Genomic DNA, 26,313 nt, shown 5'->3' on the forward strand with positions numbered 1-26,313 from the left:
GGCGATGCCGGTATTCGGGATCATGCCCGGTTCGCCGCGATGAACCCCTCTGCGGTCCGCTCGGAATCTCCCGGAACCATCTGGCCCGACCGTACGTCTTCGATATATCGTTGTCGTATCGCGAGAGATCATAGAGAGCTCTCAGAAGGTGGTGGAGAACATGGGGCACATGCATGGACGCGGACCCTGGGGACGCGGCGACCTGCCGAACTTCGGCGCGCTGTTCGGCGGCGGGCCCGGCCCCTGGGGGCCGCCCGGCGGCTTCGGCCACGGACCGGGCCCCCGCCCGCCCTGGGCGCGGGGGCGCGGCGGGCCGTGGGGCCGGGGCCCCAAGGCGCGCAAGGGGAACGTCCGGGCGGCGATCCTCGTGCTGCTGGCCGAGGAGCCGCGCAACGGCTACCAGATCATCCAGGAGATCAACGAGCGCAGCGACGGGGCCTGGAAGCCGAGCCCCGGCGCGGTCTACCCGGCGCTGCAGCAGCTCGCCGACGAGGGGCTGATCGCCGGCGACGAGTCCGGCGGGCGCCGCACCTTCCACCTGACCGACGAGGGCCGGGCCTACGTGGAGGAGAACGCCGACCGGCTGACCGAGCCGTGGGCGGAGATGACGCCCGAGTTCGGCGAGGGCGTCCCGGAGCTGTTCAAGCAGGCCGCGCAGACGGGGGCCGCGGTGATGCAGATCGTCCACTCCGGCTCGCCCGAGCAGGTCGCCCAGGCCAAGGACGTCCTGTCGGAGACCCGCCGCAGCCTGTACCGCATCCTGGCCGACGACCTGACCGACGACCGCGGGGACGAACCGGGGCCGACGGCGGACGACACCGAGGAGTGATCATGGCCCTCCACGACGAGATCCGGATCGGCGACGCCGAGCGGGACGCCGTCATGGTCGCCTTGCACGACCACTTCGCCGAGGGACGCCTGGACCGCGGCGAACTGGACGAGCGGCTGGAGGCCGTGCTGTCCGCCAAGACGCGCGGCGACCTGCGGGCCCTCGTCCGCGACCTCCCGTCCCCGACCGGACTGCCCGAACCACCCAAGGCGCCCGCGTGGGAGCCGGGGATGTCGGTCATGTTCGGCGGGCCGGGGCACCCCGCGTGGCAGCGCCATCACCGGCACATGGCCCGCCACCACCGGCACGGGCCGCGCTTCCCGGCGTTCCCGCTCCTGCTCGGGGTGTTCCTCGTGCTCGCCTTCACGGCCGGTCCGGGGACGGGATTCCTCGTCGTCCTGCAGATCGCGCTGGCCGTCTGGGTCATCCGCGCGCTCATGCTGGCGTTCGGGGTGCGCCGCCGGTCCCACCGGCGCCTGCCGGGAGCCTGACCGGGCTCAGCGCAGGCCGGCGTCGCGGGCGAGGAGGCCGGCCTGCGTGCGGTTGGCGCAGCCGAGCTTGTCGAGCAGCCGGGAGACGTGGCCCTTGACGGTGGCCTCGCTGAGGTGGAGGCGGCCCGCGATCTGCGCGTTGGGCAGGCCCTCGCCGAGGCAGGCCAGCACCTGCGTCTCCCGTTCGGTGAGGCCGCCGACGAGCGCGCGCGTCCGGTCGCGGCCGGACGCGCGGTCCGCCGCCGAGCCGAGCAGCCGCATCGTCGCGGCGGCCGACATGACCGTGTGCCCGTCGGCGGCGACGCGGACGAGCTTCACCAGGTCCTCGGGCGGCGTCGACTTCAGCAGGAATCCCGCCGCGCCCGCCCGCAGCGCCCGGATGACGTACTCGTCGGCGTCGAACGTGGTCAGCGCGACGACCACGGGCGGGGAGCGCAGCGCGGCGATCCGCTCGATGGCGGCGAGACCGTCCACGCCCGGCATCCGCAGGTCCATGAGGACCACGTGCGGCCGGTACCGGACGACGGCCTCGACGCCCGCCGCCCCGTCGTGCGCCTCGCCGACCACCTGGACGTCGCCGGCCGCGCCGAGGATGGTGCGCAGGTGCGCGCACACCATCGGCTCGTCGTCGACGAGCAGCACGGTGATCACGGCAGGCCGGCCGGGTCGGGCGCCGGCACGGGCACGTAGGCGGGGAGGGACGCCTCGACGCGGAAGCCGCCCCCGTCCGGGCCCGCCGTGAACGTCCCGCCGATCAGCTCGACGCGTTCGCGGAGCCCTGCGAGGCCCATCCCGGAGCCGCTGGCGGCCAGTTCGGCGTCCGGCTCGCGGGACGGGGCCGCGTTGCGGACGGTCAGCGTCACGCCGTCCGTCCGGTAGCGGACGTCCACCTCGACGGCGGCGCCCGGCGCGTGCTTGCGGGCGTTCGTCAGCCCCTCCTGGACGATCCGGTAGGCGGTGCGCCCGACGGCGGGCGAGGCGGACGGCGGGTCGCCGTGCTCGGCCAGTTCGACCGGGACGCCGACCGCCGCCGAGTCGGCGACCAGCGCGGACAGATCCGGCAGCGGCTCGGAGACCGCCGCGGGCGCGCCCTCCGGGTCCCGGCGCAGCAGGCCGATCACGTCGCGCAGCTCTTCGAGGGCCTGGCACCCGGTGCCGCGCAACTCCTCCGCGGCCGCGCGGGTCGGCTCGTCCGGCGCCCGGACCCGCAGCGCCCCCGCCTGGAGCACCATCAGCGTGACCCGGTGCGCCACGACGTCGTGCATCTCGGCGGCGAGCCGGGCCCGTTCCTCCGCCCGCGCCTGCTCGGCGAGGAGGTGCCGCTCCCGCTCGGCCCGCTCGGCCCGCTCGGTGAGGGCGTGCAGGACGCGGCGGCGCGCGGCGGCGTACATGCCGAGCAGCGCCCCGCCGATCACGACGGCGAAGCTGCGGAACACCATCGCGTCGACGCTGTCGGTCTCGCCGGCGGAGAAGTGCCGCATGGCCGAGTCGGGGAGCACGTCGTCCGTCCAGCCGAGCGTGAGGAGCAGCGCGGCGACGGGTGGCCAGCGGATCCAGACCGGCCGGCCGCCCTCGCGCGGGAACGCCATCACCGCGTACGCGGCGAGCGGCGCGGTCGGCGGCCACCACAGCACCGGGTCGAGGGTGTGGTCGGCGTGCACCCGCAGCACCGTGCCCGGCGCGATCACCTCCAGGAGCCAGACCAGCGCGGCGAACCCGGCGGTGAGCCAGGCGACCCGCAGCGGTGCGCGGCGCCGGAACGCCAGCGCGGCGGCGGGCACCATGAGCAGCGCGATCGACGCGCCGCCGTACCAGCGGACGATCGTGTGCGGGTCGGTGGCGGTCTGCAGGCTGAGCGCCGCCCCGGACAGCACGACGACGGCGTCCGCCATGCGGTCACGGCGCCGTCCGGGCGGCAGGAGCCGGGTCATCCCCTCACGGTACGCACCCCGGCGGCCCCCGCCACCCCTACGAAAGTCGCGTCCGCCCGGCGGTTCGTAGGGCCCGGACGCGACGATCCGCGCTGCCGCCGGGACGCCTCTCCCGGCTGGAATCGGCGGCATGATGGTCAAGCTCGTCTTCCGGGGCCTGGTCGCGCACCGCGCCCGCCTGCTGATGTCGACGGTCGCGGTGGTCGCCGGCGTCGCGTTCGTCGCAGGCACACTGATCTTCTCGGCCACGCTGGACCGCTCGTTCGACCGCGCCTTCGACGACCTCGGGCGCGGCACGGACGTGATCGTCCGGTCGCAGCGGGCCTTCGAGCCAGGGCTCGGCGAGCGGGCGTCCGACCGTCCGGTCCCGGCATCGGTGCTCGCGTCCGTCCAGGACGTGGACGGGGTCGCGAAGGCGCACGGGGTCGTCACCGGATTCGCCGCCGTCGTCGACCGGCGCGGCCGGATCGCCGGCTCCGAGCCGCAGACCGGGGTGGCCTGGGACGGCGACCGGGACCTGTCCCTGCCCCGCCTCACCTCCGGCAGGCCGCCCGCGGCGCCGGACGAGATCGCGACCGACGTCACCACCGCGCGCGATGCCGGCTACCGGATCGGCGACCGGGTCAGGGTCGCGCTGCTCTCCGGCACGCGGACGTTCCGCCTCACGGGCCTGTTCGAGGTCGGCGACTCGGCGCTGAGCGGCGCGATCTCGATGACCGCGTTCGCGCCGGGCACGGCGATGCGGGTCCTTTCCGACCATCCGGGGACATATGCGCGGATCGTGGTGCACGCCGACGACGGCGTCTCGCAACAGCGGCTCCGGGACGCCGTGGCCGCGGCGCTCCCGCCGGGGATCGAGGCGGTCACCGGTCGGCGCGCCATCGACGAGCAGGCCGGCCCCTTCAAGGAGATCCTCAAGGTGATGCGGACGTTCCTGCTGGTCTTCGCGTTGATCGCCGTGTTCGTCGGCTCGTTCATCATCTTCAACACGTTCGCGATGCTGGTGACCGCCCGGGTGAAGGAGCTGGCGCTGCTGCGGGCCGTCGGCGCGTCCCGCGGCCAGGTGACCCGGTCGGTGCTCGGCGAGGCGGCCGGGGTCGGCCTGGCCGGCTCGACGCTCGGCCTGGCGGCGGGCGCGGGCGTCGCGGCCGGGCTGGCCCGGCTGCTGTCGGCCGTCACGGGCGGCGAACTGCCGCTCGGGACGCTGGTGCTGCCCGCCTCGGCCGTGGTCGCGTCCTACGCGGTGGGGATGCCGGTGACGCTCGCCGCGGCGTTCGTCCCGGCGCGCCGCGCGTCGCGGATCCCGCCCGTCGCCGCCCTGCGCGAGGGGACGGCGCCGCCCCGGCCGCTGCGCGGACGGGTCGTTTGCGGCGCGGGCGCGTCCGTCGCGGGCGCGGGGCTGATCGCCGCCGGATTCGCGGCGGACGGGCGCGCGGCGCTGACGCTGACCGGAGCGGGGGCCCTGGCGGTGTTCGCCGGGGTGGTCACGGTCTCGCCGGTGCTGAGCCGTCCGTCGATCCGTGTCCTGGCCTGGCCGTTCGCGCGGTGGGGCGGCAGCGCGGGCCGGATGGGCGGGCGGAACGCGCTGCGCGAGCCGCGGCAGACGGCGGCGACGGCGTCCGCGCTGACGATCGGCCTCGCGCTGATCGCGACCGTGTCGGTGATCGTCCAGTCGATGGCGTCGTCGGTGGACCGGCAGCTCGACGCCGGCCTCACCGCCGACTACCAGGTCACGGGCCGCAGCCAGGTAACGCCGGTGGGCGCGGACGCGGCCCGCGCGGTGGCGGGGGTCGCGGGCGTGCGGACGGCGATCCCGATCCGGACGGCCCGGTTCAGGCTGGACGGTTCCGTCCGGACGGCCACGGCCGGTACGCCGGGCGAGCTGCTGGCCCACTTCCGGCTTCCACTCCAGGCGGGCTCCTCATCCGCCGGCGGAGACGAACTGCTGGTCGGCGCCACGGTCGCCAAGGCTCAGGGCTGGAAGACCGGGACCACGATCGGCGGCGAGTACCAGGACGGGACGCGCCGGAGGTTCCGCATAGCGGGGGTCTACGCGGACCGGCCGTCCCTGACTCCGTCCGCCCCCACCATGATCATCAACTGGGCGGGCTACCGGGCGCACGACCCGGACGCCCCCGTCGACCGCATCGAGATCAACGTGACCACCGCGACGCGAGGCGCGCTGGAGAAGGCGCTCGCCCCCTGGCCCAACCTGGAGCTGAAGGACCGCGCCCAGATCAAGGCCGACGCCGCCGGCGACATCGACCTGTTCCTCGACCTCGTCCTCGGCCTGCTGGTGCTGTCGGTCCTCGTCGCCGCGCTCGGCATCGTCAACACGCTCGCGCTCGCGGTGACCGAGCGGACGCGCGAGATCGGCATGCTCCGGGCCCTTGGCATGCAGCGCCGCCAGCTCCGCCGGATGATCCGCTGCGAGGCGGTCGTGGTGTCGCTGTTCGGCGCGGTGCTGGGCGTGGGCACGGGGGTGCTGCTCGGGATCGTCCTGCAGCACGCGCTGGCCGCGGGGGACGGCGGGATGGAGGTCCTCGCGATCCCCTACGGGCGGCTGGCGGTGTGCGTCGCGGCGGCGGCCGCGATCGGCGTCGCCGCCGCCGTGTGGCCCGCCCGCCGGGCCGCCCGGCTGAACGTCCTCCAGGCGATCGCCACGGAATGAGTCATGCCGCCATGCGGCCGCAGCGGTCGGGGACGGCGTCCCGCAGGGCCCGGAGCCCGCGCGCGATCAGCGGGTTTCCGCGGCTGCCGCGCCGCACGCAGGTCAGCACGCGCCGCTTCGGGACGCCGTCGCCGCTCAGCGGCACCCGCACGACGGGCTGGTCGGACGGCCCTCCGGCCAGCCGCGGGACGAGGGACACCCCGAGGCCGTTGGCGACGAGCGCCCAGATCACCGACCAGGTGGTGGCGTTGTGCGCGATGCGGGGCGTGAACCCGGCGGCGGCGCAGTAGGCCATGACCTGCTGGTGGTGGGCGCAGCCCGCGGGCTCGACGCTGATCCACGGCTCACCGGCCGCGTCCTCCAGCCGGACGCCGGGCCGGAGGGCGAGCGGATGCCCGGCCGGGACGATGAGGTCGAGGGCCTCCTCCAGCAGCGGCTCCCGGTCGAAGCGCGGGTCGCCGGGCGGCGGCGCGTCCGGGGTCGGCTCGATGACCGCGATGTCGGTCTCTCCCGCGGCCAGCATCCCCATGGCGACGTCGGTGTCGCATTCGCGGATCTCGACGGTGAGATCCGGATCGTCTCGCAGCAGCGCGCCGGCGGCCGGGGCGACGAGACCGCCGACCGCCGTGGTGAACCCGCACATGCGCAGCGGGCCGGCGCCCCCGGCCCGGTGCGACTCCAGGTCGGCGAGGGTCTCCTCCCACTTGGCGAGGAGCCCGTCGGCGTGCTCGATCAGCAGGTACGCGGCCGGGGTCAGCCGCACCTTGCGGCCCTGCGGCTCCAGCAGCGGCACCTTCAGCTCCCGCGCCAGCTCGCGCAGATGGTGCGAGACGGCGGACGGCGTGAGGTGCAGCGCCTCGGCCGCGGACGTGACCGTCCCGTACTGGTGGACGAGCCGGAGCATGTGCAGTCGCCGCAGGTCAATCATGAAACCATATTGCACGATCCAGTATGTAAATCTGAAATGGACGCCAACGTTCGGCCGGTTGCAGACTGCTGCCATGAGCCAGCAGAACACTCTCGTTTCCCGGCACCTCACCAGCGACGGCATCGTGGTCTGGACGCGCTGCGCCTGCGGGCGGCTCCGGATGGACCTCGTCCCGACGGGCGGCGGCCAGGGCCTCGTCGCGGGCCCCTGCCCGCACTGCCGCGATCACTCCTCGGCGAGGATGAGCTCGTAGTACATCGTCCGGTAGTGCTTCAGCCGGTGCGCGAGCGGCACCGCTATCCCCTGCAGGAGGGGATGCTTGCGGGCGAGCAGCCTGGCGATCGGCTTCGACTCCTCAGCGGCGACGGGCCGCACGCGGCCGTGCACCTCCGGGCCGGTGACCTTGCCCTTGAAGGTGCTCGGCGCCAGTTCCACCTCGGGGTTGCGCGCGAGCCGCTTGGTCTTGAACGCCTTGTCGTAGGTGCGGAAGTACGCGCGGCCGTCCCGCACGACGATGTTGACGGGCGTCCCTACCGGCGTCCCGTCCTTACGGTAGGACGTCAGCAGGAACGTCCGCTGCTTCTTCAGCGTCTCCGGTGTCATTGTGGTGTTCATGCCCAGGAGACGGGAGTGCCGCCGCCGGATGTGACATCACCGCGCGCGGAGGGCCGCCGCTTCGGAGGCGAGCTTGCGGATGCGGTCCCAGTCGCCGGCGCGGACGGTGTCCGCCGGGGTGAGCCAGGAGCCGCCGACGCAGCCGACGTTCTTCAGCTCCAGGTAGTCGGCGGCGTTCCGCGGGCTGATGCCGCCCGTCGGGCAGAACCGGACCTGCGGCAGCGGCCCGCCGAGCGACTTCAGGTAGCCGGCCCCGCCCGCGGCCTCGGCGGGGAAGAACTTCATCGCCGTGATCCCGCCCTCCAGCAGCGCGATCGCCTCGGACGCCGTCGCGACGCCCGGCAGGAACGGCAGCCCGGTCGCGACCATCGCCGCCTGGAGCCGGGGCGTGCAGCCGGGGCTGACCAGGAACCTGGCCCCGGCGGCGGCCGAGCGCTCGGCGTCCTCGGGGCGGACGACCGTCCCCGCGCCGACCACCGCGTCCGGGACCTCGGCGGCGATCCGCGTGATCGCCTCCACCGCGGCCGGCGTGCGGAGCGTCACCTCGATGACCGGCAGCCCGCCGTCCACCAGCGCGCGGGCCAGCGGGACGGCGGTCTCCGCGTCGTCCAGCACCACGACGGGAATGACGGGCGCGAGGTCGAACAGGTCTTCGGCGATCATGCGGGCTCCAGGTGGGGCAGGCTCTGCGCGAGCCGGACGGTGGCCCCGGCGAGGGCCGGGGCGGGGTGGACGATGAGCGCCGTCGGGATGGCGCGCAGGTAGTCCTCGACGGGGGGCTTCCCCTCGAAGCGGGCGCGGAACGCGCTGCCGCGCAGCACGTCCACGATGCGGGGCAGGATGCCCCCGCCAAGATAGACGCCGCCCCGGGCGCCGAGCGTCAGGGCCACGTTGCCGGCGAGCGACCCGAGCAGCGCGCAGAACATCTCCAGCGCCTCGCGGCACAGCGGGTCGTCGCGGTTCTCGCTGATCTGCTCGGCGGTCCGTACCCTCACCGGCGCGCCGTCGATCAGGGCCAGGTAGCGGTGGATGCGGGCGAGGCCCGCCCCGCAGAGCAGGTACTCGGCGGTGGCCGCGCCCTTCTCGGCGCGGAGCAGCCGCGTCACCTCCACCTCCCGGTCGGTGGCGGGCGGGACGTCGACCTGGCCGCCCTCGCCGGGCAGCGGCACCCAGCCGGACGGGGCCGGGACGAGACCGGCGACGCCGAGGCCCGTGCCCGGGCCGACCACCGCCCGCGGCCCGCCGGCCGCCGGCCGCTCGTCCCCGATGAAGACGAGGTCGTCCGCGCCCAGGCGCGGCAGGGAGAGGGCGAGCGCCTCGAAGTCGTTGACGACCTCCAGGTGCGGCAGGCCGAGGCGGGTGCGCACCGCCTCGGCCGAGGTCCTCGGCCATCCGGCGTTGGTCAGGTGGAAGGTGCCGTCCCCGACCGGCCCGGCCACCGCCAGGCACGCGGCCACCGGCTCGGCCTCCGGCGCGTACCGGGCGAGGTAGGCGGCCGCGGCCTCCGCGAGACCGGAGTGGCCGCGGGTCGGCAGCGACCGGACGTTGAACGGGGTGCCGTCCGGGCCGTCCACCAGCGCGAACCGGGCATTGGTACCGCCAACGTCGGCGACCAGCCAATAACCGGCTTCGCTCATGAGAAGACCCCGGCACCGCGTTCGGCCGGGCCGACCGCGTGGCGGAACGACTGGAACAGCTCGCGTCCCGTGCCCCAGGTCTGCTCGGGCGGTCCTGCGGCGGGCTCGCGGGCGGCGAACTCCTCGTCGGGGACGAGGACCTCCAGCACACCGGCGTCCGCGTCGAGCCGCACGATGTCGCCGTCGCGGACCCGGGCGAGCGGTCCGCCCGCCGCCGCCTCCGGCGACACGTGGATCGCGGCGGGCACCGCTCCGGACGCGCCCGACATGCGGCCGTCCGTCACGAGCGCGACGCGGTGCCCGCGGTCCTGCAGGACACCAAGCGGCGGCGTGAGCCGGTGCAGCTCCGGCATCCCGTTGGCGCGCGGGCCCTGGTTGCGGACGACCGCCACCACGTCCCGGTCCAGCTCCCCGGCGGCGAACGCCTCCTGGAGCCGCTCCTGCGAGTCGAACACGCGGGCGGGGGCCTCGATCGTCCGGTGCTCGGCACGGACGGCCGACACCTTGATCACCGCGCGCCCGAGGTTGCCGCGCACGGTGTGCAGGCCGCCGTGCGAGTCGAACGGCTCGGCGACCGGGCGCAGCACGTCCGTGTCGCCCGACGCGGTCACGCTCTGACGCCACTCGACCGTGCCGTCGGCGTACTCTGGAACGTTCCTGTAGGTGGCGAGAGTGGCGCCGCCGACCGTCCGCGCGTCCTCGTGCAGCAGCCCGGCGTCGATCAGCTCGCCGATGAGGAACGCGGTGCCGCCCGCCGCGTGGAAGTGGTTCACATCGGCGGTCCCGTTCGGGTAGAGCCGGGTGAGCAGCGGCGTGACCTTCGACAGCTCGTCGAAGTCGTCCCAGGTCAGCTCGATGCCCGCGGCCGCGGCCATCGCGACCAGATGCAGCGTGTGGTTGGTCGAGCCGCCCGTCGCGAGGAGGGCGACGACGCCGTTCACGAACGCGCGCTCGTCCAGCAGCTCCCCGATCGGGGTGTACTCGTCGGCCAGTCCGGTGAGCTTCAGGATGCGGCGGCCGGCCGCCTCGGTCAGGGCGTCCCGCATCTTCGTGCCCGGCGGGACGAAGCTCGCCCCCGGAAGGTGCAGGCCCATGACCTCCATGAGCAGCTGGTTGGAGTTGGCCGTCCCGTAGAAGGTGCAGGTGCCGGGCGAGTGGTAGGACGCGGCCTCGGCGGCGAGCAGCTGGTCGCGGCCGATCTCCCCGGCGGCGAACCGCTTGCGGACCTTCGCCTTCTCCCCGTTCGGCAGCCCCGACGCCATCGGCCCGGCCGGCACCAGGATCACCGGCAGATGCCCGAACGACAGCGCCCCGATCACCAGTCCCGGGACGATCTTGTCGCACACGCCCAGCATGAGGGCGCCGTCGAACATGTCGTGGGACAGCGCCACGGCCGTCGCCATCGCCACCACGTCCCGGCTGAACAGCGACAGTTCCATGCCCGCACGGCCCTGCGTGATGCCGTCGCACATGGCGGGCACGCCGCCGGCGAACTGCGCCGTCCCGCCCGCCGCCCGGATCGCGGCCTTCAGCATGTCCGGGTAGTCCTGGAGCGGCTGGTGCGCGGACAGCATGTCGTTGTACGCCGACACGATCGCGATGTTCGGCGTGACGTCACCGCGGAGCCACAGCTTGTCCTGGACGCCGCAGGCGGCGAAGCCGTGCGCGAGGTTGGCGCAGCCCATCCCGCCGCGCACGGGGCCCTCGGTGCGGGCGTCCCCCAGGCGGCTCAAGTACGCGTCACGCCGTCCGGCGCTCCGCTCGACGACGCGGCGGGTCACTTCCGCCAACACGGGATGCACAGCCATCAGATGCTCCAGGACCGGGGGGATCTCCAGATCGTCAAGCTATCGAGACATTGGTCATGCAATCAAGCCCACTTATGAACTTTGGATGACAAAAGTTCGTCGGTTCCGCCAACTGGACGTACCGAAGGGGCTCATGCTTGACTGGCCGGATGCCGCGCCCCGTCACGCGCCCCTCAACGAGCGGCGACATCCTCCGCCTGATTCGCGAGGACGGCATCGCCACGCGCGCCGACCTCGGCCGCATCACCGGTCTGTCGCGCCCGGCGGTGGCGTCCCGCGTCTCCTCGCTGATCGCCCGCGGCCTCCTCGTCGAACGCGCCGACGGACCGTCCACCGGCGGGCGTCCCCCGGCCCGCCTGGAGTTCAACGCCGCGGGCGGGGCCGTCCTCGTCGCGAACCTCGGCCAGTCCCGCGGCCAACTCGCCGTCTGCGACCTCGCCGGGACGATCCTCGCCCGCGCCGACGGCCCCCCGGCCGAGGTCACCGCGAGCAAGACGCTCCCCCGGCTCCTCGACCAGTGGTCGTCGCTGCTGTCGTCCTCCGGCATCGACCCGTCCGCCGTCCGCGGCGTCGGCCTCGGCGTCCCCGATGCCGTCGAGCACGTCGCCGGACGCTGGGACGCCGTCGAGATCGGCGCCCCCGTCTCCGACCGCTTCGGCGTCCCCGCCTACCTGGACAACGAGGTCAACGCCGCCGCCCTGGGCGAGCACCAGGCCCACCCCGGCGTCGACGACCTCCTCTTCGTCAAGGTCTCGACGGGCATCGGCGCGGCCCTCATCCTCGGCGGCCGCATCCAGCGCGGGGCACTGGGCGCGGCCGGGGAGATCGGGCACGTCCCCGTCCCGTCGTCCGTCGAGGCCCCCTGCCGCTGCGGCAACGTGAACTGCGTCGAGGCCATCGCGAGCGGCACGGCGCTCCTCGCCCGGTCCCCGGCGGACGACCTCCCCGGCCTCGCCGCCCTCGCCCGCTCCGGCGACCCCGCCACCGTGGCCCTCCTCCGCGACGCCGGCCGCCGCATCGGCGAGGTCGTCGCCACCGCCGTCAATCTCCTCAACCCCGCCGTCGTCGTCCTCGGCGGCGACCTCGTCGGCGCCGACGAGCCCCTCATCGCGGGCCTGCGCGAGATCGTCTACCAGCGCTCCACCGCGCTGGCCACCCGCAACCTGCGCATCGAGCCCAGCCGCCTGGGCGAACAGGCGGGCCTGACCGGGTGCGCCGCCATGGTGCTGGACCACATCCTCGCCCCCACCGCCATCGACGCCACCTGAGTTTCAGGCGCGTTCGGCCAGCAGGGGGCCGAGCACGCGTGTCCCGGGTCCGACGCGCCCGCCCGGGCCGGGCAATTGCGTGGTGTTGGCCGGCGTCAACGGCCCGCCGCAATGGGCGCACGACGGGACGGACACGGTGTCGTGCCCGCAGTCCAGGTGCCGGATGCGCGCCGGCGGCCCTTCCGGCCCGGCATACCAGCGATCACCCCAGGCCATGAGCGCTAGGAGGACCGGATACAGCTCCTCGCCCTTGACGGTGGCGCGGTAGTGCTCGCGCGGCGGGTGATCCTGGTAGCGCTCGCGGACCAGCACGTCCTCTTCCACCAGGCGGGCCAGCCGCGCGGCCAGAACCTTGCGGGAGATGCCCAGGTCGCGGGCCAGATCGTCGAACCGGGTGACGCCGGCGATGACGTCCCGCATGATCAGCGCCGTCCAGGCGTCGCCGAACAGGTCGGTGGCCCGGGCGATCGAGCAGGCGACCTGGCCCAGTGGTGTACGCGTCACGGCATCCGACCCTACCCGAGTTCCCCGAGGGAACCTGGCGATGTTAAGTTCCCTTAGGAAACTCACTCTCGGGAAGGGACCCGCCATGGCAGCACCGACCCTGGCCCTGAACTCGTCCGCACCCGGCACCGTCGACGGACGCCACCTCCGGGCGGTCGTGTTCCAGGACGTGCGCCTGCGTTACGTCGCCGATGTCCTTCACGGCGTGCCCACCGCCGGAATCCGCGCGGCGGTGATCGGCGGCGGCCGGGGCCTGCTCGCCCGCGGCCTCGCCGGCCGGGGCATGGAGGTCACGTCGGTGGACCCGTCACCCGAGGCCGCCGAACTCGCCCGGCAGGCCGACGACGCAGGGGAGGTCGTGTACGCGGTCGCCCCAGCCGAGCATCCCGGCCTGCCGGAAGGCGCCTACGACCTGGTGTACTGCGCGGACACTTTCGAAATCACCGAGGACTTGGACGCCGTGCTTTCCGCTGCGTCCCGGCTACTGCGCAGCGGCGGCACCCTGATCTACGACACCGTCAACCGCACTCCGCTGTCCCGCCTGATCTATCTTGGTGCGTTCCAGCGCTTCCCCGGAACCCGCATCATGCCGCCCGGCCGATACACGGCCTCCCGGCTGCGTCCGCCCGCCGAACTGGCCTCTCGAATGACCGCGCACGGCCTTATCAACCTGGGGACCTGCTCATTCAAACCCCGCAGCGCCCCCGCCCTGGTGACCGCCACCCGCGCCCGACGTGCAGGGCGCGTCACGGACGAGCAACTGCCTTCCCTGGTGGAATTCAAACTCGACCCGGACGGCCCGCCTCTGGTCACCTACCTGGGCCACGCCCGCCGCAACTGAAGCCTGTGCTTACGTGATGGTTGGTGAACCTACAGGTGGGTGATTTACCGAAAAGCCTGGCTGATGCGAGTGGACGGCTGGGCCCGGTCCTTTCTGCCTGCGTGCCCGTTTCGGTCACCGCATATTGCTGTCACGTTGGCCGAGGTAGCCGGTTCTGATGGGGTTCTCATCTGCGGCTTTACGAGCCTTCTGCCCCTTGGCGCGGCCTGACGGCCGCGTGGTCTCGACGAAGCACGTACCGAAGGCGCGCGCCTCTACCCCGCAGGGGCCTGCCCAGCCGTCCACCTCGCTCAGCCACGCTATTCCGACAAAAAGACCGCCTCAGCTTTGACGATCAAGAGAAGGGTCAAGGAAAAGCTTCACAGAAGGTCGTTAATTGGCTCCGCAGGGTCACCATCGTGGTATTATGGTTTTACTTGCGAGAGGGGGGATCTTGCGATGAGTGCTCTGTCGATCGTCGATGACGTGCGTACGGAAATCGGCGAATGGGATGGGCGCGGATGGTTTCCCCCAGGACCGCAGCTGGCGATCTGCCTTTCCGGTGGGTTGGACGAACTCTCGGACACGGAACTCATGGAAGTGGCCGCCGCGGCGCGACGCCAGACCTCCTGGGCGCAGGCTCGCGAACTCGCCGCCATCGCCGAACTGTCGCGCCGCCGGAAAGCTGCCGCGGACGAAGATGATGACACCGATTACCGGATCTTGTCCGCCCATGAGTCGGTCGTCGAGGAAGTGGCCGCCACACTCACGGTCACCGGCAACGCGGCCGCCACTCTGGTCCACCTCGCCGACCGGCTTGCCGATGACCTGCCCGGCACACGCCAGGCCCTGGAGACCGGTCGGATCGACCTGCACAAGACCCGCGTGATCTGCGATCTCACCAATGGGCTCCCGGACGGAATCCCCGAACGAGCCGAGGCCGCCGTCCTCGACAAGGCACCAGATCAGACCACCGGGCAACTCCGTCGGCGCCTCAGGCGCATCGTGCAGCGACTCGCCCCCGAACAACTCGAAGAGCGCAAGCGCGAAGCCGTCCGCCGCCGCGACCTGCAGATCTGGGGCACGCCGGACGGCACGGCCGACCTTGCCATCACCGGGCTGGAGACGAGCGAGGCCCACGCCATCTTCAACAAGATCACCGCGGTGGCGCGAGGAATCAAGAGTGACGGCGACATCCGCCCTCTTTCACTCGTCGAGACGCTCGCCGAGATGGCCGACCAGCGCCTCACCAAGATTCTCACCCACGCCCGCGCCACGGGACGAGCGAAGGCTCTCCCCTTCATGATCACGCGCGCCGTCCAGGACATGCACGACCAACTGCGCGGCCTACACGAAAACTGGTGCCAGGCCACCGGCCAGACGCCCGACCGGCACGGCCACAGCGGCTACCGCCCACCGGCGGCAATGCGGCGGATGATCGAGGCACGCCACGAAACCTGCGCCTTCCCGACGTGCAACCGCCGGTCAAGCCGCTGCGACCTCGACCACACCATCCCCTGGGGCCGGGGAATCACCTGCCATTGCAATCTCGCCCCACTCTGCAGGCGACATCACCGGGCGAAACAGTCCCCCGGCTGGACACTGATCCAACCCTGGCCAGGCCTCCTCATCTGGATAACCCCTTCAGGACGCTGGCACATCCCCCTCCCCACCCGCCAGTAACTCGCGAGGGCGGGGCGAAACGCAAACCGAGGATCAGCCCTCAGTCCGCCACCGGACCTGGGGACGAGCGCGGCCTTCAACGAACCGGGCGCCGTAGTCACGACGGCATCGGAGACAGGGAGAGGCCCTGGTGACCATGTTGATCATCGCCAACTTTGCGATGGTCGGGCACAGGAATGATCGGCGATGGTTTGCTGCGAATTTGCAAACAAACTCGGGCAGGTCGCTCATCGGAGGTTGAAACAGCACGGTTCCGGAGCGGGGGAAAATCCGCTGCCGTGTTGCGAGGAGGACAAGATGCAACTGAGGAGCGCAGTGGCGGCCGCCGGGGTGGTCGGCGCGGCCACCATGGGTCTCGCGGCGCCCGCGATGGCGGATCCGCCGGGTGAGGTGACCGTGAGCCCGAACTCGGTGCGTCAGGGGGAGACGGGGCCGGTCACCGTCGACGTCCCCTCGGCGTGCCAAGCCCACAACGTGACGCTGAGTTCGACCGCGTTCAACGCCCCTGCGAGCTTTACTGAAGGGGCAACGCCGAATCCGGTGCCCATCAAGAGCACCGCCACAGTGGGTGAGCACCGCATCGAGGGGCTCTGCGATGACGTGGACCGCCCCATCAAGTTCCACGGCCACGTGACGATCACCCCAAAGGGTGGGGCGAAGACCGGTATCGGTGGTGTGTCCGGTGGCACGAGCCTGCCGCTCATGGGCGCTGGTGTTGCCCTGATCCTGGGGGCCGGAGGCGCAATGGTGTTCCAGCGCCGACGGGCGACGCGCCGGACTGAGGTCTGATGGAGGCCGCCATTCGGCGGGGGGCCGAGGTTACCGGTCCCCCGCCGCGCGCGCCGGCGCCAGCGGCTTCCTACTCAAGACGCCCGACCGTGAACAATGCGGGCGGGTTGGCAGTGGTGGCGCCATGGCTTGGGTGCAGCAGTGCGGGCATGGTCGCGGTGCTGGGCGATGCCGACGCAAGATCGGCCGCTACGCTCGGGCCTATGGCGATTCAGCGCATGGACAACGTGCTCATCGTGGTCGATGACCTTGAGGCTGTTATTGCGTTCTTCGTCGAACTCGGTATGGAGCTGGAGGGCAAGGGGCCGATCGAGGGGCGCTGGGTGGAACGCGTCATCGGAATCGACGACGTCCGGCAGGACGTCGCCATGCTGCGGACCCCGGACGGGCACGGCCGGATCGAACTGGCGAGCTTCCACACGCCGGCGGCGATCAACCCGGAGCCGCAGAACGCGCCGGCGAACACGCTGGGCATACGCCGCATCATGTTCGCCGTCGACGACATCGAGGACGTCGTGGCCCGCCTGGAGGCCCACGGCGCCGAACTCGTCGGGGAGATCGCGCGGTTCGAGGACAGCTATCGGCTCTGCTACGTCCGCGGCCCCGAGGGCATCGTCGTCGGGCTGGCCGAGCAGCTCGGGTGAAGACGGAACGTTGCCGCGTGCCCGGCCTGAAGAGGCCGCAGGATCGGTGACGGACACCTGACTTGTCGTGCGTCGTCCCGGTAGCCTGATCAAGAGTGTCGGTGAGTGGTCAAGGGGGCGCGGCCCGTGGATTCGTCCTTCCCGGTAGTGCCGTCCGGCTCCGTCAGCCCGGAGCGGCGTGGCAGCGGCCCGCTCACCACCCGCGGCGCCACTCCCCTTCATCGTCCGGGTGAGATGACGCTCGGCGAGGGCATGCTGCGTGAGGAGTATTGGGAGTCGATCGGACCGCGTACCCGGCAGCGGCTCGCCGAGCTGTCCGGAACCGCCATCGAGTGGCTCGCCGGTCCCGACAGGTCCAGCGGAGATGGCCGTGCCTACGCCGTGACCTTCGGCGATGCGGGACTCTCCATTGCCGAGCCGCGGATCAACACCGCACACCGCCCGGTGTACGCCATCTCCTCATTTCAGTTCGCGCCCGGTTCGCTGCGTACCGTCGAGGTGGACCACCGTCCGGCTCCGCACGCTTCTCCGTCGATCGGTTCCAACGGAGCCACGCCTCCTGACCTGGGTCTCAGCGGGGAGGCCCGCGGAGTGATCGGCAACCTGCCTCCGCGGGCTCAGGAGCTTCTGCAGGAGCCCTTCGGCAGGGGCCAGAAGATCCTGCGCAGCAAGTGGTACTACGAGGGATACGAGCACAACCTCAGTACGTTCATGGTCTTCCTCGCCGGCGCGAAGGACGTGACGGCCGCGACCGGTTCCAAGGTCGTCCCGGTGGGGCATACCGACGCGACCGCCCACTGGAAACTCTTCTGCTACCGGGCCACGGTGGCGCGCAGAATCGGTCGCTGACCAGAGCCGCGGTCAGCGGCTGTCGCGGCGGGCCTGCCTCCGGGCTCCCTTGGCGCGGGTCGCGGCGTGGCGGCGGTTGAGGGCCGGGTCGGCGGTCGTCGGTCTGCGGCGGGGCGTGGTCTGGGCCGTCATCGCCTCCGGGTGCGGGGCTCCGGGCTGCGGCGGGGGCGTGCGGGCGGGGCCGGCGGCGGCGAGGCGCTCGGCCTTCAGTTCCGCGGCGCTGCGCCTCGCGGCCCTTGCCAGGTACCAGCTCACGCGGGCCAGCGCGTCCTCGAACACCTCCGCCTTCTGGGCGTTCCGCTGGTTCTTCGGACGGGCCTTGCCGCGTCCGCCGAACTCCTCGACCCGCGTGCTCGCGGCGCGCCGGTACAGCTTGCTGTACTTGTTGCGGGCACGCCGGACCCGTGTGTGCAGGTCCGCGAGCCCGTCCTCCGTGAGGTCGGAGAGCACAGCGGTCTCGGTCTCCCGGACGAGAGCCAGCTCAGGCTCGTTCAACGAGTTCAGCAGCGCCTTCATCGGCCCTCCAGGCGGTCGGTCCGCTTCATCGAGCCTCGCACGAACACTCGCAAAGGGAGGGACGAGAACCTCCCAAAAACGGCAATCGCCTGTCGGCTGCCGGACCGGCCCCGCCTGGTGCCGCCGACGTCGCGCGGACGCCCTGGATGGAGCATCGGGGCGAAGAGCCGTCCTTCCACAATCGGACGGACATAACTTGAACAACACCACATGCAACATCTGACATGGCGGCGGATCAACCAGGGCAGATCGATCGGCGTCGGGCACCGATTCCCAGGTGTCGGATTAGCCCATTTTAAACATTTGAGGGGATACCTGGTTTTATGTCGCGAATAGTGGCGTCCATGATGGCCGCCGGCGGGCTGCTGGCCGCCGTGATGGCCGGGCTGGCGCATTCCGCTCCCAGCCCGTCCGCGAAACCGTCGGGGCCGGCGCCGCCCGTCATGACGAAGAACGGCGAGGCATGGGCCTGGACGCAGTTGGTGAACGGGACGAGCCATTCGACCGAGATCCGGTTCGCCACGACCGAGAAGCCCACCGGGCACTGTCCAACCGTGCAATACAGCCATGGAGGGCTGCTTCACAACCCGGTGATGAGGAAGGTCAGCGATCCTTACATCACCGGCGGCGGGCTCCAGCAGTTTCCGACCACCTTCTGCACAGTGCCGATTCCCGACGGAGCGGCAAATGCGCTGATCGAGCCGACGACGACCAACGCGCTCACCGTGCATCCGGGGAATCACCAGCTTCCGCTGCCCGAATGGCCCGTGAACGGGCGTCCCCGGAGCGTCGCGGTCATCGGAGACGCCGGTTGCGAGGTCACATCGTCCACGGTCGGCAGTCCGCAGAACCAGGACTGCCAGAAGAACTGGCCCTTCGAGCCGCTCTCCATGCACGCGGCCGCCCAGTCCAGACCGGACCTCGTCGTCCACGTCGGCGACTACGTGTACCGGGAACAGCCGGAAGGCGCCGACGACGCCACCCCGGGCTGCGACGCTCAAGGACAGGCGGCCGACTGGGCGTGCCTCATCAAGGACTTCCTCCGGCCGGCCGAGGCCCTGCTCGCCGAGGCGCCGCTCATCTTCGCGCGAGGCAATCACGAGGACTGCACGCCCGGAAAAGTGGGACGCGGCGCCGAGTGGTTCCGCTATTTCGCCACGGTTCCCCAGAAGGACAACAAATGCTTCACGGACCGGCAGACCGAGACCGAGCCCGCCCAGATCAATGCGGGCAGCCTGCACTTCATCCTGTTCGACTCCAGCTCGGCCAGTGACGGCGACCAGCCGGACAAGGCCCAGGCGCGCGAGTACGCGAAACGGTTCGACGAGGTGAACGCCCTGGCCGCCAACCATCAGAAGCACGACTATTTCCTCATCAGCCACAAGCCGCTGTGGATGGTCAAACGCGCCTCGTCCACCGCCGTGGGATGGACGAACCCGACGCTCGCGAGCGCGGTGCGGCAGACGTCCAAAGGGTCCCTGGCCGCCAACGTCCGCCTCGTGTTGTCGGGCCACGTGCACCTTTACCAAATGCTCGACTTCCTCAACAGCACGCGCCCCCCGCAACTGACCGTGGGCTCCTCCGGGACGACGCTCGACACCCCTCCGGACGACACCAAGGTGATGGGCCAGACGGTCGACGGCCAGACCGTTCAGCACTCTGTCTCGCACGGTATGCACGGCTACGCGCTACTGCGGGACACGGGCGGTCAGTGGCATCTCACCTTCCACGAGAGTTCCGGGCAGGCATGGCCGCTGGACTGCGTTCTGAGCACCGGCCCGACCAAGGAGTTCACCTGCAAGTGACCATCGGGAATCCACGGTGGGGGTGGGGTTAGCTCCACCCCCGGCCGTGGGCTTTCCCTCCCGGGTTCGGGTAGCTGGGCCCAATGTCCCGAGAAGTGTCGGACGCGAGGGTTGTGATTGGACGCGGAACACCGGCACGGGAGGACACGATGGCGAGCGGGGTCGCGGCGGGCGGGGCGATGCGGGGCGGGGCCGTGCGGGGCGGGGTGCGGCCGCTCCTCACCGAGATGGGGCTGCTCGCGGTCCTGTTCTCCTTCTACAAGTGGGGCCGGACGCTGATCGAGCACGGCCCCGGCCAGGCCATGTCGAACGCGCACCGGCTGTGGGGGTTCGAGCGGCACTGGCTGCCGAGCGAGGTCGGTTTCCAGCATTGGGCGCTCGGATGGGATCACACGGCGTTCCTGGCCAACGTGTATTACGTGAGCGTCCATTTCCCGGGGACGGCGTTGCTGCTGGTCTGGCTCTATGTCCGGCATCGCGCGGCCTACGCCAGGGTGCGGAACGAGCTGGTGGTGCTGACGGCCGCCGGGCTCGCCGTGCACATGCTGTTCCCGCTGGCGCCGCCGCGGCTGGCGGGCATCGGCGCCGTGGACACGATGCTGACCGTCGGGCCGTCGGCCTATCCGGCGGCGGCCGACGGGATCGCCAACCAGTACGCGGCCATGCCGTCCCTGCACATCGGGTGGGCGATCCTGGTCGCCGTCGCGGTCCTGCGGGTGTCGCGGAGCCGGTGGCGGTGGGTCGTCGCCCTGCACGCGCCGGTCACGGTCTTCGTGGTGGTCGTCACGGCCAACCACTACTGGACGGACGGGATCGTCGCCGCCCTGCTCCTCGCGGGCGCCATGGCGCTGGTTTCGATCACCGGGCGGGTGCGGCAGAGTGGGGGGCATGCTGCCGACGCACACGAGTTCCGAGGTTCCGGACGTTCCCGTGGCGGTCCTGCCGGTCGGGAGCCACGAGCAGCACGGCCCGTACCTGCCGCTGGCGACGGACACGGTGATCGCCTGCACGATCGCGGCGGAGATCGCGAAGGTCCATCCGGTGCGGACGCTCCCGCCCGTGACGATCTCGTGCTCGCATGAGCACGACGGCTGGCCCGGGACGGTGAGCATCTCGGCGGCGACCCTCCACGCGGTGGTCAGGGACGTCGCCGAGTCGCTGCGGCGGGCCGGTGTCCCGAAGCTGGTGCTGGTCAACGGGCACGGGGGCAACTACGTGCTGGGCAACGTCGTCCAGGAGGCGCACGGCGACATGGCCCTGTTCCCCGGACTGGACGAGTGGGACGAGGCGAGCGCGGCGGCCGGTGTCGAGACGCCCGGCGCCAGCGACATGCACGCCGGGGAACTGGAGACGTCGATCCTGCTGCACGCCCATCCCGAACTGGTCAGGGACGGGTACGAGACCGCCGACCACCTGGCCGACGACCGGCGGCACCTGCTCACCACGGGGATGGCGGCCTACACGCGGACCGGCGTCATCGGGCGGCCGTCAATGGCCCGCGCCGAGAAGGGCCGGGACGCGCTGCGGAGCCTGGTCGCGTCGTTCGGGGACTGCCTCGCGGTGCTTCAGCAGCAGGGTCGCAGCGCCGGGCAGGGACGCGACGAAGGTCAGCACCCCGTACACGACGGAGACGGTCAGGCCCTGCGCTGAGCCCAGCCCGGCGGCGCCGAACGCGAGGGCGAGGACCGCCTCGCGCGGGCCCCAGCCGCCGACGTTCACCGGCAGCACCATCACCAGCAGGGCCAGCAGCAGAAGCGGCAGGAGGGTGAGCAGCGAGGCCGTCGAGCCGACCAGCCGGGCGGCGACGACGAAGAGGGCCAGGTGCCCGGCCAGCGCCGCGACGGACAGCCCCACGACGCCCGGCCAGAGATGCAGGACGGCGCGCAGGTCGGCGAACGTGGCCGCCATGGCGCGGTGACGCCAGCGGGCCAGGATCAGTACGACGCCCAGGACGACACCGGCCGGAATCAGGGCCGGGGCCATCGCCGACAGCAGACCGGGATGCGCGAACAGGGCGATGACGCCCGCGACGATGGCGACACCCTGGCCTGCGACCCGTTCGATGAACACGGCCCGCACCCCACGGGCCACGTCCCCGGATCGGTGTCCATGGCTCACCGCACGGTGGACGTCCCCGAGGACGCCCGCGGGCAGCACGGCGTTGAGGAACTGGGCGCGGTAGTAGTCCATGACGGCGCCGCCCAAGGGCAGGTGCAGCCCGAGGCGACGGGCGATCAGCCACCAGCGGGCCGCGCTCAGCGCGGTGGTCAGCAGGCCCAGGGCGAGCGCCACCACCACGGCACCGGGACTGATGGCATGGAGCGCGTTCACGAACGCGTCCGTGCTGTGCCACCACAGCAGCCCGGTGATGATGCCCAGCCCGATGAGCAGGCGCAGCCAGGGCCAGAGCTTCTTCACTGTGTACTCCCTGGAAGGGCGAGAAGGTCGACGTGGCGGACCTCGACGGTCAACCGGCCTGCGACGCATTCGGCGATGCGGCGGCCGAGGTAGTCGTCCGCGAACGGGGACAGGCCGGGTTCCTGCTCGACGGCGGCGGCGACCCAGCCGCGCAGCCACTCGGCGGTCAGCGCGGCCTGTCCGGGGCCGAGCCGCCACGGGCTCGGACGCGTCTGCACGGAGGCGCCGCGGCGCCCGAACGCCTCGGTCATGGCGCCGACGGCGTCCGGTCCGAGGAGCCCGGCACGGCGCTGGTGGGCGTCGAAGGCGGCGGCGAACTCGGCGTCGAGCGGCTCGGACGGGGAGAGCCGGACGCGGCCGACGACCGACAACGTCAACAGGGCCGGACAGGGCGTCGCGGCCGCGATCGCCTCGATCTCGGCGGCGGTCAGCACGTCCAGCAGCGCGGACGCCGTCACGAGGGACGCGCCCACCAGGTCGGACGCGCGCAGCGAGCCGAGGTCGCCCTGCCGGGTCTCGATCGTCGCGGGCAGCCCGTCGGCGGTGACGTAGGCGTTGCCGCCCGCCCGGTCGAGCAGCGCGGCGTCGTGGTCGTGCAGGATCCAGTGCTGCGGGCCGCGCAGCCGCCCGGACAGCCAGCGCCCGAGCGAGCCGGTGCCGCAGCCGAGGTCCCAGATGACCAGCGGCCCGTCCGGCGGGAGCGCGGCGCGCAGCGGGTCGAGCAGTTCGGCGGCGCGCGCGGTCGCGTCGGCGCCCTCCCGGAGCGCCAGCCACGAGGGCGCGTACTCGGTCATCGTGTTTCCCTTCTCAGCCGGGACAGGACGGTCGCCATGCGGCGGGCGGTGTCGTCCCACCCGGGCAGGGCACCGCGGCGCAGCCGGGCGGCGGCGCGCAGCCGGCCGCGCAGCTCGGGTTCGACGAGCCAGCGGCGCAGCGCCGCGGCGAGCGCGGCGGGGTCGTCCGGCGGGACGAGGAGGCCGGGGACGGCGCCGACCGGGTCCCAGCCGAGCGTGTCCGGGACGCCGTCCACGGAGGTCGCGACGACCGGGATGCCGCGCGCGAGCGCCTCCGTCACGACCATCCCGAACGTCTCCGCCCGGGACGCCAGGACGAGCAGGTCGGCGGCGGCGTAGGCGTCGTCCAGCGGTCTGCCGGTCAGCGGCCCCACCAGCTCGACGCGGTCGTCGAGGCGGTGCCCGCCGATGAGGCCGCGCAGCCGCGTCACGTGGTCGGAGTCGCGGCGCACCGGGCCGACGCATGCGCACTGCCAGGGCAGATGCGCGATGGTGGCGAGCGCCTCGACGAGGACGTCGTGGCCCTTGCGCGGGGTCACCGACGCCACGCACAGCAGGCGGGCCGCGCCGTCGGTGCCGGACGCGAGCGGCGCCGGGTCGGTGCCCGGGGTGACCGCGTGGACGCGCGACGGGTCGAGGCCGTGGTGGGCGAGGACGTGGTCCTTGGCCCACGGGCTGGTGGTGACGACGGCGCCAGCCGCCTCCAGCACCTTGCGTTCGCCCGCGTTCAGGTCGGCCTGCCCGGGTTCGTCCGCCAGCGGGAGGTGGACGAGGACGGCCATCCGCAGCCGCCGCGCCTCCGGGACGACGATCTCCGGCACGCCGCACGCCACCAGCCCGTCGAGCAGGACGACCGAGTCGTCGGGCAGCTCCGCGAGCGACCCGGCGAGGCCGCTCCGGGCCGTCTCGTCCGGGCGCGGCCAGGCCCCGGGCACCGCCAGCTCCCGGACGGGACGCCCCGCCGCCGCGAGCTCGTCGCACAGCCGCCGGTCGTACCGGTTCCCGCCGCTCGGCACCTCGGCGTCGTCGATGTCGCCGGGGACGACCACGCAGATCTCGTGCGCGCCCGCCCGCCGGGCGGGCGCGGCGTCCGCCTCGTGCACGGTCATAGCTCACGCTCGTAACTGGCCCAGGCGACGTGCGACTCGTGCAGCGTCACCTGGATGCCGGACAGGCCGCGCGCGTTCTCGCCGAGCGCGCCCTCGTGGACGCGGCCGGCGAGCCGGTCGGCGATGACCTTGGCGAGGAACTCCGTCGAGGTGTTGACCCCGGCGAAGTCCGGCTCGTCGTCCAGGTTCCGGTAGTTCAGCCCGCCCAGGACCTCGCCCAGCTCGCGGGTGGCGAGCCCGATGTCGACGACGAGGCCGTCCGGGTCCAGACCGGCCCGGCGGAACGTCGCGTCCACCACGTATGTGGCGCCGTGCAGCCGCTGCGCGGGTCCGAAGACCTCGCCGCGGAAGCTGTGCGCGATCATCACGTGGTCGCGGACGGTGATGGCGAACAAGAACGCCTCCAGTCGGGGTTTCAGTAGGTGATTCGGTGGCACAGCGCGGAAAGTTCACCGGCGGCGAGACGCGGCATGACCTGCGGCAGCTCCCCGAACGGGCTCTCCCCCGTGATCAGGGCGCCGAACGCCGGGTCGGCGAGCAGCCGCAGCGCCAGCGCCACCCGGTCGGCGAACGACCGGCGCGAGCGGCGGGCCGGCGGGACCGCGCCGACCTGGCTGGCCCGGACGGTCAGCCGCCGCGAGTGGAAGAACTCGCCGAGCGGGACGGTGACGCGCCGGTCCCCGTACCAGCTCAGCTCGATGACCTCCCCTTCGGGTGCGAGCAGTTCCAGCGACCGCGCCAGCCCGGCCTCCGTCGCGCTCGCGTGGACGACGAGGTCGCAGCCCCCCTCGGCCTGGTCGGGGTGGGCGAACCCGACGCCGAGCGCCCGCGCGACATCGGCCCGGGACGGGTCGGTGTCGATCAGCTGGACGCGGCTCCCGGGGAAGCCCGCGAGGACGCCCGCGACCGCGCTGCCGACCATCCCTGCGCCGACCACGGCGATGCGGTCGCCGACCAGCGGCGCCGCGTCCCACAGCGCGTTCACGGCGGTCTCCACCGTCCCGGCGAGGATCGCCCGCTCCGGCGGCACCCCGGCCGGGACGACGCTGACCGCGCCGGCCGGGACGACGTACCGCGTCTGGTGCGGGTAGAGGCAGAACACCGTGCGCCCGGCGAGCTCGGACGGCCCGTGCTCCACCACGCCGACGTTCAGGTACCCGTACTTGACCGGCCCCGGGAACGCCCCGTCCTGGAACGGCGCCCGCATGATCGCGTGCTGGTTCGGCGGGACGCCGCCGCGGAACACGATCGCCTCGGTGCCGCGGCTCACGCCCGAGAACACCGTCCGGACCAGCACCTCCCCGGGCCCCGGCTCCGGCAGGACGACGTCGCGGATCTCCCCCTTACCGGGCGACCGGATCCAGAAGGCGCGCGCCTCGCGCTCCATCCGTGCTCCTCCCCCGAGCCCCCCGATGACCGGCGTGGCGCCGCGTGAACAGCCACACGACGTCGCGTCCGAACGACCACACCAGCAGCCCCAGCGCCGCCGCCACCAGCAGCCCCGCGTACGGGACGACGCCGGACGCCGCCACGACCAGCGTCACGCCCTGCACGACCGCGACGGCCTTGCGCGCGACGCTCGGCCGCAGCCGCCCGCGCAGCCAAGGCGCCGCCCAGGCCGCCGCGCCGAACACGTACCGCATAGCCCCGATCGCCAGCACCCACGCGCCCGCCGACCACGCGACCTCGACGCTCAGCACGAGCACGAGGAACGCGTCGACCTCCATGTCGAAGCGCGCGCCGAGCTCGGACGCCGTCCCGGTGCGCCGGGCGACCTGCCCGTCCACCCCGTCCAGGACCAGCGCCACGGAGGCGACCGCGACGAGCGGCCAGGTGTGCCCGGCACCCGTCAGATGCCCCGCGACCAGGGCCGCGACACCCCCGGTGAGGACGACGCGGGCCAGCGTCACGTGGTCGGCCGGGCCGAGCGTCCGGCGCCGCCGGAAAGCCCGGGCCAGGACCGCCCACGACGCCAGCGCGTATCCGGCGCCCACGGCCAAGCCCGCATGGCCGGGGCGGAGAAGCGCCAGCAGCGCGACCTGCGCCATGACCGCGGCGGCCAGCTCCGGCCGCCGGGTCAGCCACGGGCGGCGCGGCGCGGCCGGCAGCCGCACCGGCGCCGGCGGCACCGCCGGCCCGGCCACCGGCTCCGTCAGCGGCTCCGTCGGCGGCCGGGTCACCGGCCGTGTCATCGTCATCGGCCT

Annotated in this window: 27 protein-coding genes and 1 pseudogene; 13 read left to right on the forward strand and 15 right to left on the reverse strand. The window is 72.7% G+C overall.

Translation table 11 applies throughout. From position 1 onward, the window contains the following. Nucleotides 1-169 precede the first annotated feature (169 nt). Both ACQPZP_RS30195 and ACQPZP_RS30200 read left to right on the forward strand, forming a co-directional pair. On the forward strand, nucleotides 170-829 hold the full coding sequence (locus tag ACQPZP_RS30195; RefSeq protein ID WP_433473110.1) for a PadR family transcriptional regulator: 660 nt from the start codon (nucleotides 170-172) through the stop codon (nucleotides 827-829). A gap of 2 nt (nucleotides 830-831) precedes the next feature. Next, complete coding sequence (locus ACQPZP_RS30200; protein ID WP_433473111.1) at nucleotides 832-1,320, forward strand: DUF1707 SHOCT-like domain-containing protein; 489 nt, start codon at nucleotides 832-834, stop codon at nucleotides 1,318-1,320. 6 nt (nucleotides 1,321-1,326) lie between these two features. On the opposite strand, the gene ACQPZP_RS30205 is transcribed toward ACQPZP_RS30200, so the two are convergent. Both ACQPZP_RS30205 and ACQPZP_RS30210 read right to left on the reverse strand, forming a co-directional pair. Next, nucleotides 1,327-1,962, reverse strand: a complete 636-nt coding sequence (locus ACQPZP_RS30205) for a response regulator (protein ID WP_433473112.1) — start codon at nucleotides 1,960-1,962, stop codon at nucleotides 1,327-1,329. A 5-nt stretch (nucleotides 1,963-1,967) separates the two neighbouring features. Continuing rightward, nucleotides 1,968-3,251 carry a sensor histidine kinase gene (locus ACQPZP_RS30210; protein WP_433473113.1) on the reverse strand — a complete coding sequence of 428 codons (1,284 nt, stop codon included), beginning with the start codon at nucleotides 3,249-3,251 and terminating at the stop codon, nucleotides 1,968-1,970. A gap of 130 nt (nucleotides 3,252-3,381) precedes the next feature. Between ACQPZP_RS30210 and ACQPZP_RS30215 the strand changes: the two genes are divergently transcribed. Next, nucleotides 3,382-5,922: an ABC transporter permease gene (locus ACQPZP_RS30215; RefSeq protein ID WP_433473114.1), complete on the forward strand. Its 2,541-nt coding sequence runs from the start codon at nucleotides 3,382-3,384 to the stop codon at nucleotides 5,920-5,922. Nucleotide 5,923: 1 nt separating this feature from the next. Here the strand turns inward: ACQPZP_RS30215 and ACQPZP_RS30220 are convergent, their stop codons facing one another. After that, nucleotides 5,924-6,850: a LysR family transcriptional regulator gene (locus ACQPZP_RS30220; RefSeq protein ID WP_433473115.1), complete on the reverse strand. Its 927-nt coding sequence runs from the start codon at nucleotides 6,848-6,850 to the stop codon at nucleotides 5,924-5,926. Nucleotides 6,851-6,923: 73 nt separating this feature from the next. On the opposite strand from ACQPZP_RS30220, the gene ACQPZP_RS30225 reads away from it, so the two are divergent. Next, entirely contained in the window at nucleotides 6,924-7,103 is a 180-nt protein-coding gene (locus ACQPZP_RS30225) for a hypothetical protein (protein ID WP_433473116.1), read from the forward strand. Here the strand turns inward: ACQPZP_RS30225 and ACQPZP_RS30230 are convergent. Genes ACQPZP_RS30230 through edd form a run of 4 tightly spaced genes read right to left on the reverse strand, consistent with a single transcriptional unit; the run spans nucleotide 7,076 to nucleotide 10,910 of the window. Then, entirely contained in the window at nucleotides 7,076-7,465 is a 390-nt protein-coding gene (locus ACQPZP_RS30230; RefSeq protein WP_433473117.1) for a PPOX class F420-dependent oxidoreductase, read from the reverse strand. The genes ACQPZP_RS30225 and ACQPZP_RS30230 overlap by 28 nt on opposite strands. Nucleotides 7,466-7,501: 36 nt before the next feature. After that, a complete protein-coding gene (locus ACQPZP_RS30235; RefSeq protein WP_433462759.1) occupies nucleotides 7,502-8,128 on the reverse strand; it encodes a bifunctional 4-hydroxy-2-oxoglutarate aldolase/2-dehydro-3-deoxy-phosphogluconate aldolase in 627 nt (208 codons plus the stop codon). Continuing rightward, nucleotides 8,125-9,102: a glucokinase gene (gene glk, locus ACQPZP_RS30240; RefSeq protein WP_433473118.1), complete on the reverse strand. Its 978-nt coding sequence runs from the start codon at nucleotides 9,100-9,102 to the stop codon at nucleotides 8,125-8,127. Before glk ends, ACQPZP_RS30235 begins: the two co-directional genes overlap by 4 nt. Beyond that, entirely contained in the window at nucleotides 9,099-10,910 is a 1,812-nt protein-coding gene (edd, locus tag ACQPZP_RS30245; RefSeq protein ID WP_433473119.1) for a phosphogluconate dehydratase, read from the reverse strand. Before edd ends, glk begins: the two co-directional genes overlap by 4 nt. A gap of 149 nt (nucleotides 10,911-11,059) precedes the next feature. Here edd and ACQPZP_RS30250 point away from each other — a divergent pair, with 149 nt between their 5' ends. Further along, nucleotides 11,060-12,178, forward strand: a complete 1,119-nt coding sequence (locus ACQPZP_RS30250; RefSeq protein ID WP_433473120.1) for an ROK family protein — start codon at nucleotides 11,060-11,062, stop codon at nucleotides 12,176-12,178. Between the two features lie 3 nt (nucleotides 12,179-12,181). Here ACQPZP_RS30250 and ACQPZP_RS30255 read toward each other — a convergent pair whose 3' ends face one another. After that, a complete protein-coding gene (locus ACQPZP_RS30255; RefSeq protein WP_433473121.1) occupies nucleotides 12,182-12,682 on the reverse strand; it encodes a winged helix-turn-helix transcriptional regulator in 501 nt (166 codons plus the stop codon). A gap of 85 nt (nucleotides 12,683-12,767) precedes the next feature. Here ACQPZP_RS30255 and ACQPZP_RS30260 point away from each other — a divergent pair, with 85 nt between their 5' ends. The 5 genes from ACQPZP_RS30260 to ACQPZP_RS30280 all read left to right on the forward strand — a co-directional run bounded on the left by ACQPZP_RS30260 (nucleotide 12,768) and on the right by ACQPZP_RS30280 (nucleotide 17,467). Continuing rightward, on the forward strand, nucleotides 12,768-13,523 hold the full coding sequence (locus ACQPZP_RS30260) for a class I SAM-dependent methyltransferase (RefSeq protein ID WP_433473122.1): 756 nt from the start codon (nucleotides 12,768-12,770) through the stop codon (nucleotides 13,521-13,523). Between the two features lie 438 nt (nucleotides 13,524-13,961). Continuing rightward, a complete protein-coding gene (locus tag ACQPZP_RS30265) occupies nucleotides 13,962-15,185 on the forward strand; it encodes a DUF222 domain-containing protein (RefSeq protein WP_433473123.1) in 1,224 nt (407 codons plus the stop codon). 297 nt (nucleotides 15,186-15,482) lie between these two features. Further along, on the forward strand, nucleotides 15,483-15,974 hold the full coding sequence (locus ACQPZP_RS30270) for a hypothetical protein (protein ID WP_433473124.1): 492 nt from the start codon (nucleotides 15,483-15,485) through the stop codon (nucleotides 15,972-15,974). A 218-nt stretch (nucleotides 15,975-16,192) separates the two neighbouring features. Beyond that, nucleotides 16,193-16,618 carry a VOC family protein gene (locus tag ACQPZP_RS30275; protein WP_433479699.1) on the forward strand — a complete coding sequence of 142 codons (426 nt, stop codon included), beginning with the start codon at nucleotides 16,193-16,195 and terminating at the stop codon, nucleotides 16,616-16,618. A gap of 234 nt (nucleotides 16,619-16,852) precedes the next feature. Further along, a complete protein-coding gene (locus ACQPZP_RS30280) occupies nucleotides 16,853-17,467 on the forward strand; it encodes a hypothetical protein (RefSeq protein ID WP_433473125.1) in 615 nt (204 codons plus the stop codon). Nucleotides 17,468-17,479: 12 nt separating this feature from the next. Here ACQPZP_RS30280 and ACQPZP_RS30285 read toward each other — a convergent pair whose 3' ends face one another. Next, on the reverse strand, nucleotides 17,480-17,983 hold the full coding sequence (locus ACQPZP_RS30285) for a hypothetical protein (protein ID WP_433473126.1): 504 nt from the start codon (nucleotides 17,981-17,983) through the stop codon (nucleotides 17,480-17,482). A gap of 344 nt (nucleotides 17,984-18,327) precedes the next feature. Between ACQPZP_RS30285 and ACQPZP_RS30290 the strand changes: the two genes are divergently transcribed. The 3 genes and pseudogenes from ACQPZP_RS30290 to ACQPZP_RS30300 all read left to right on the forward strand — a co-directional run. After that, on the forward strand, nucleotides 18,328-19,788 hold the full coding sequence (locus ACQPZP_RS30290; RefSeq protein WP_433479700.1) for a metallophosphoesterase family protein: 1,461 nt from the start codon (nucleotides 18,328-18,330) through the stop codon (nucleotides 19,786-19,788). 149 nt (nucleotides 19,789-19,937) lie between these two features. Next, nucleotides 19,938-20,870: a phosphatase PAP2 family protein gene (locus ACQPZP_RS30295; RefSeq protein WP_433473127.1), complete on the forward strand. Its 933-nt coding sequence runs from the start codon at nucleotides 19,938-19,940 to the stop codon at nucleotides 20,868-20,870. Next, nucleotides 20,770-21,273: pseudogene (locus ACQPZP_RS30300) on the forward strand (creatininase family protein); the annotation flags it as partial. The gene ACQPZP_RS30295 and the pseudogene ACQPZP_RS30300, both read left to right, overlap by 101 nt. A 3-nt stretch (nucleotides 21,274-21,276) precedes the next feature. Here ACQPZP_RS30300 and ACQPZP_RS30305 read toward each other — a convergent pair. From ACQPZP_RS30305 to ACQPZP_RS30330, 6 genes are read right to left on the reverse strand one after another with little or no spacing between them, the layout of a single operon-like run. Next, the gene (locus tag ACQPZP_RS30305; RefSeq protein ID WP_433473128.1) at nucleotides 21,277-22,206 is read right to left on the reverse strand and encodes a lysylphosphatidylglycerol synthase transmembrane domain-containing protein; all 930 of its coding nucleotides are present in this window, start codon (nucleotides 22,204-22,206) and stop codon (nucleotides 21,277-21,279) included. Then, on the reverse strand, nucleotides 22,203-23,000 hold the full coding sequence (locus tag ACQPZP_RS30310; protein ID WP_433473129.1) for an SAM-dependent methyltransferase: 798 nt from the start codon (nucleotides 22,998-23,000) through the stop codon (nucleotides 22,203-22,205). The genes ACQPZP_RS30305 and ACQPZP_RS30310 overlap by 4 nt, the downstream gene beginning before the upstream one ends. After that, nucleotides 22,997-24,109: a glycosyltransferase family 4 protein gene (locus ACQPZP_RS30315; protein ID WP_433473130.1), complete on the reverse strand. Its 1,113-nt coding sequence runs from the start codon at nucleotides 24,107-24,109 to the stop codon at nucleotides 22,997-22,999. The genes ACQPZP_RS30310 and ACQPZP_RS30315 overlap by 4 nt, the downstream gene beginning before the upstream one ends. After that, entirely contained in the window at nucleotides 24,106-24,504 is a 399-nt protein-coding gene (locus tag ACQPZP_RS30320) for a 6-pyruvoyl trahydropterin synthase family protein (RefSeq protein WP_433473131.1), read from the reverse strand. Before ACQPZP_RS30320 ends, ACQPZP_RS30315 begins: the two co-directional genes overlap by 4 nt. A gap of 20 nt (nucleotides 24,505-24,524) precedes the next feature. Then, a complete protein-coding gene (locus tag ACQPZP_RS30325) occupies nucleotides 24,525-25,496 on the reverse strand; it encodes a zinc-dependent alcohol dehydrogenase (RefSeq protein WP_433473132.1) in 972 nt (323 codons plus the stop codon). Further along, nucleotides 25,453-26,307, reverse strand: coding sequence for a CDP-alcohol phosphatidyltransferase family protein (locus ACQPZP_RS30330; RefSeq protein ID WP_433473133.1), 855 nt, complete (start codon nucleotides 26,305-26,307; stop codon nucleotides 25,453-25,455). Before ACQPZP_RS30330 ends, ACQPZP_RS30325 begins: the two co-directional genes overlap by 44 nt. Between the last annotated feature and the right edge of the window lie 6 nt (nucleotides 26,308-26,313).

It is taken from the genome of Spirillospora sp. CA-142024 (genome assembly GCF_050942325.1).
GTDB lineage: Bacteria > Actinomycetota > Actinomycetes > Streptosporangiales > Streptosporangiaceae > Spirillospora.

Coding starts and splice junctions, on each gene's coding strand:
- ACQPZP_RS30265 (WP_433473123.1), top strand. CDS start 13,962: ATGAGTGCTCTGTCGATCGTCGATGACGTGCGTACGGAAATCGGCGAA.
- glk (WP_433473118.1), bottom strand. CDS start 9,102: ATGAGCGAAGCCGGTTATTGGCTGGTCGCCGACGTTGGCGGTACCAAT.
- ACQPZP_RS30200 (WP_433473111.1), top strand. CDS start 832: ATGGCCCTCCACGACGAGATCCGGATCGGCGACGCCGAGCGGGACGCC.
- ACQPZP_RS30230 (WP_433473117.1), bottom strand. CDS start 7,465: ATGAACACCACAATGACACCGGAGACGCTGAAGAAGCAGCGGACGTTC.
- ACQPZP_RS30280 (WP_433473125.1), top strand. CDS start 16,853: ATGACGCTCGGCGAGGGCATGCTGCGTGAGGAGTATTGGGAGTCGATC.
- edd (WP_433473119.1), bottom strand. CDS start 10,910: ATGGCTGTGCATCCCGTGTTGGCGGAAGTGACCCGCCGCGTCGTCGAG.
- ACQPZP_RS30290 (WP_433479700.1), top strand. CDS start 18,328: ATGATGGCCGCCGGCGGGCTGCTGGCCGCCGTGATGGCCGGGCTGGCG.
- ACQPZP_RS30260 (WP_433473122.1), top strand. CDS start 12,768: ATGGCAGCACCGACCCTGGCCCTGAACTCGTCCGCACCCGGCACCGTC.
- ACQPZP_RS30195 (WP_433473110.1), top strand. CDS start 170: ATGCATGGACGCGGACCCTGGGGACGCGGCGACCTGCCGAACTTCGGC.
- ACQPZP_RS30295 (WP_433473127.1), top strand. CDS start 19,938: ATGGCGAGCGGGGTCGCGGCGGGCGGGGCGATGCGGGGCGGGGCCGTG.
- ACQPZP_RS30215 (WP_433473114.1), top strand. CDS start 3,382: ATGATGGTCAAGCTCGTCTTCCGGGGCCTGGTCGCGCACCGCGCCCGC.
- ACQPZP_RS30250 (WP_433473120.1), top strand. CDS start 11,060: ATGCCGCGCCCCGTCACGCGCCCCTCAACGAGCGGCGACATCCTCCGC.
- ACQPZP_RS30330 (WP_433473133.1), bottom strand. CDS start 26,307: ATGACGATGACACGGCCGGTGACCCGGCCGCCGACGGAGCCGCTGACG.
- ACQPZP_RS30285 (WP_433473126.1), bottom strand. CDS start 17,983: ATGAAGGCGCTGCTGAACTCGTTGAACGAGCCTGAGCTGGCTCTCGTC.
- ACQPZP_RS30275 (WP_433479699.1), top strand. CDS start 16,193: ATGGACAACGTGCTCATCGTGGTCGATGACCTTGAGGCTGTTATTGCG.
- ACQPZP_RS30210 (WP_433473113.1), bottom strand. CDS start 3,251: ATGACCCGGCTCCTGCCGCCCGGACGGCGCCGTGACCGCATGGCGGAC.
- ACQPZP_RS30235 (WP_433462759.1), bottom strand. CDS start 8,128: ATGATCGCCGAAGACCTGTTCGACCTCGCGCCCGTCATTCCCGTCGTG.
- ACQPZP_RS30310 (WP_433473129.1), bottom strand. CDS start 23,000: ATGACCGAGTACGCGCCCTCGTGGCTGGCGCTCCGGGAGGGCGCCGAC.
- ACQPZP_RS30270 (WP_433473124.1), top strand. CDS start 15,483: ATGCAACTGAGGAGCGCAGTGGCGGCCGCCGGGGTGGTCGGCGCGGCC.
- ACQPZP_RS30220 (WP_433473115.1), bottom strand. CDS start 6,850: ATGATTGACCTGCGGCGACTGCACATGCTCCGGCTCGTCCACCAGTAC.
- ACQPZP_RS30315 (WP_433473130.1), bottom strand. CDS start 24,109: ATGACCGTGCACGAGGCGGACGCCGCGCCCGCCCGGCGGGCGGGCGCG.
- ACQPZP_RS30325 (WP_433473132.1), bottom strand. CDS start 25,496: ATGGAGCGCGAGGCGCGCGCCTTCTGGATCCGGTCGCCCGGTAAGGGG.
- ACQPZP_RS30225 (WP_433473116.1), top strand. CDS start 6,924: ATGAGCCAGCAGAACACTCTCGTTTCCCGGCACCTCACCAGCGACGGC.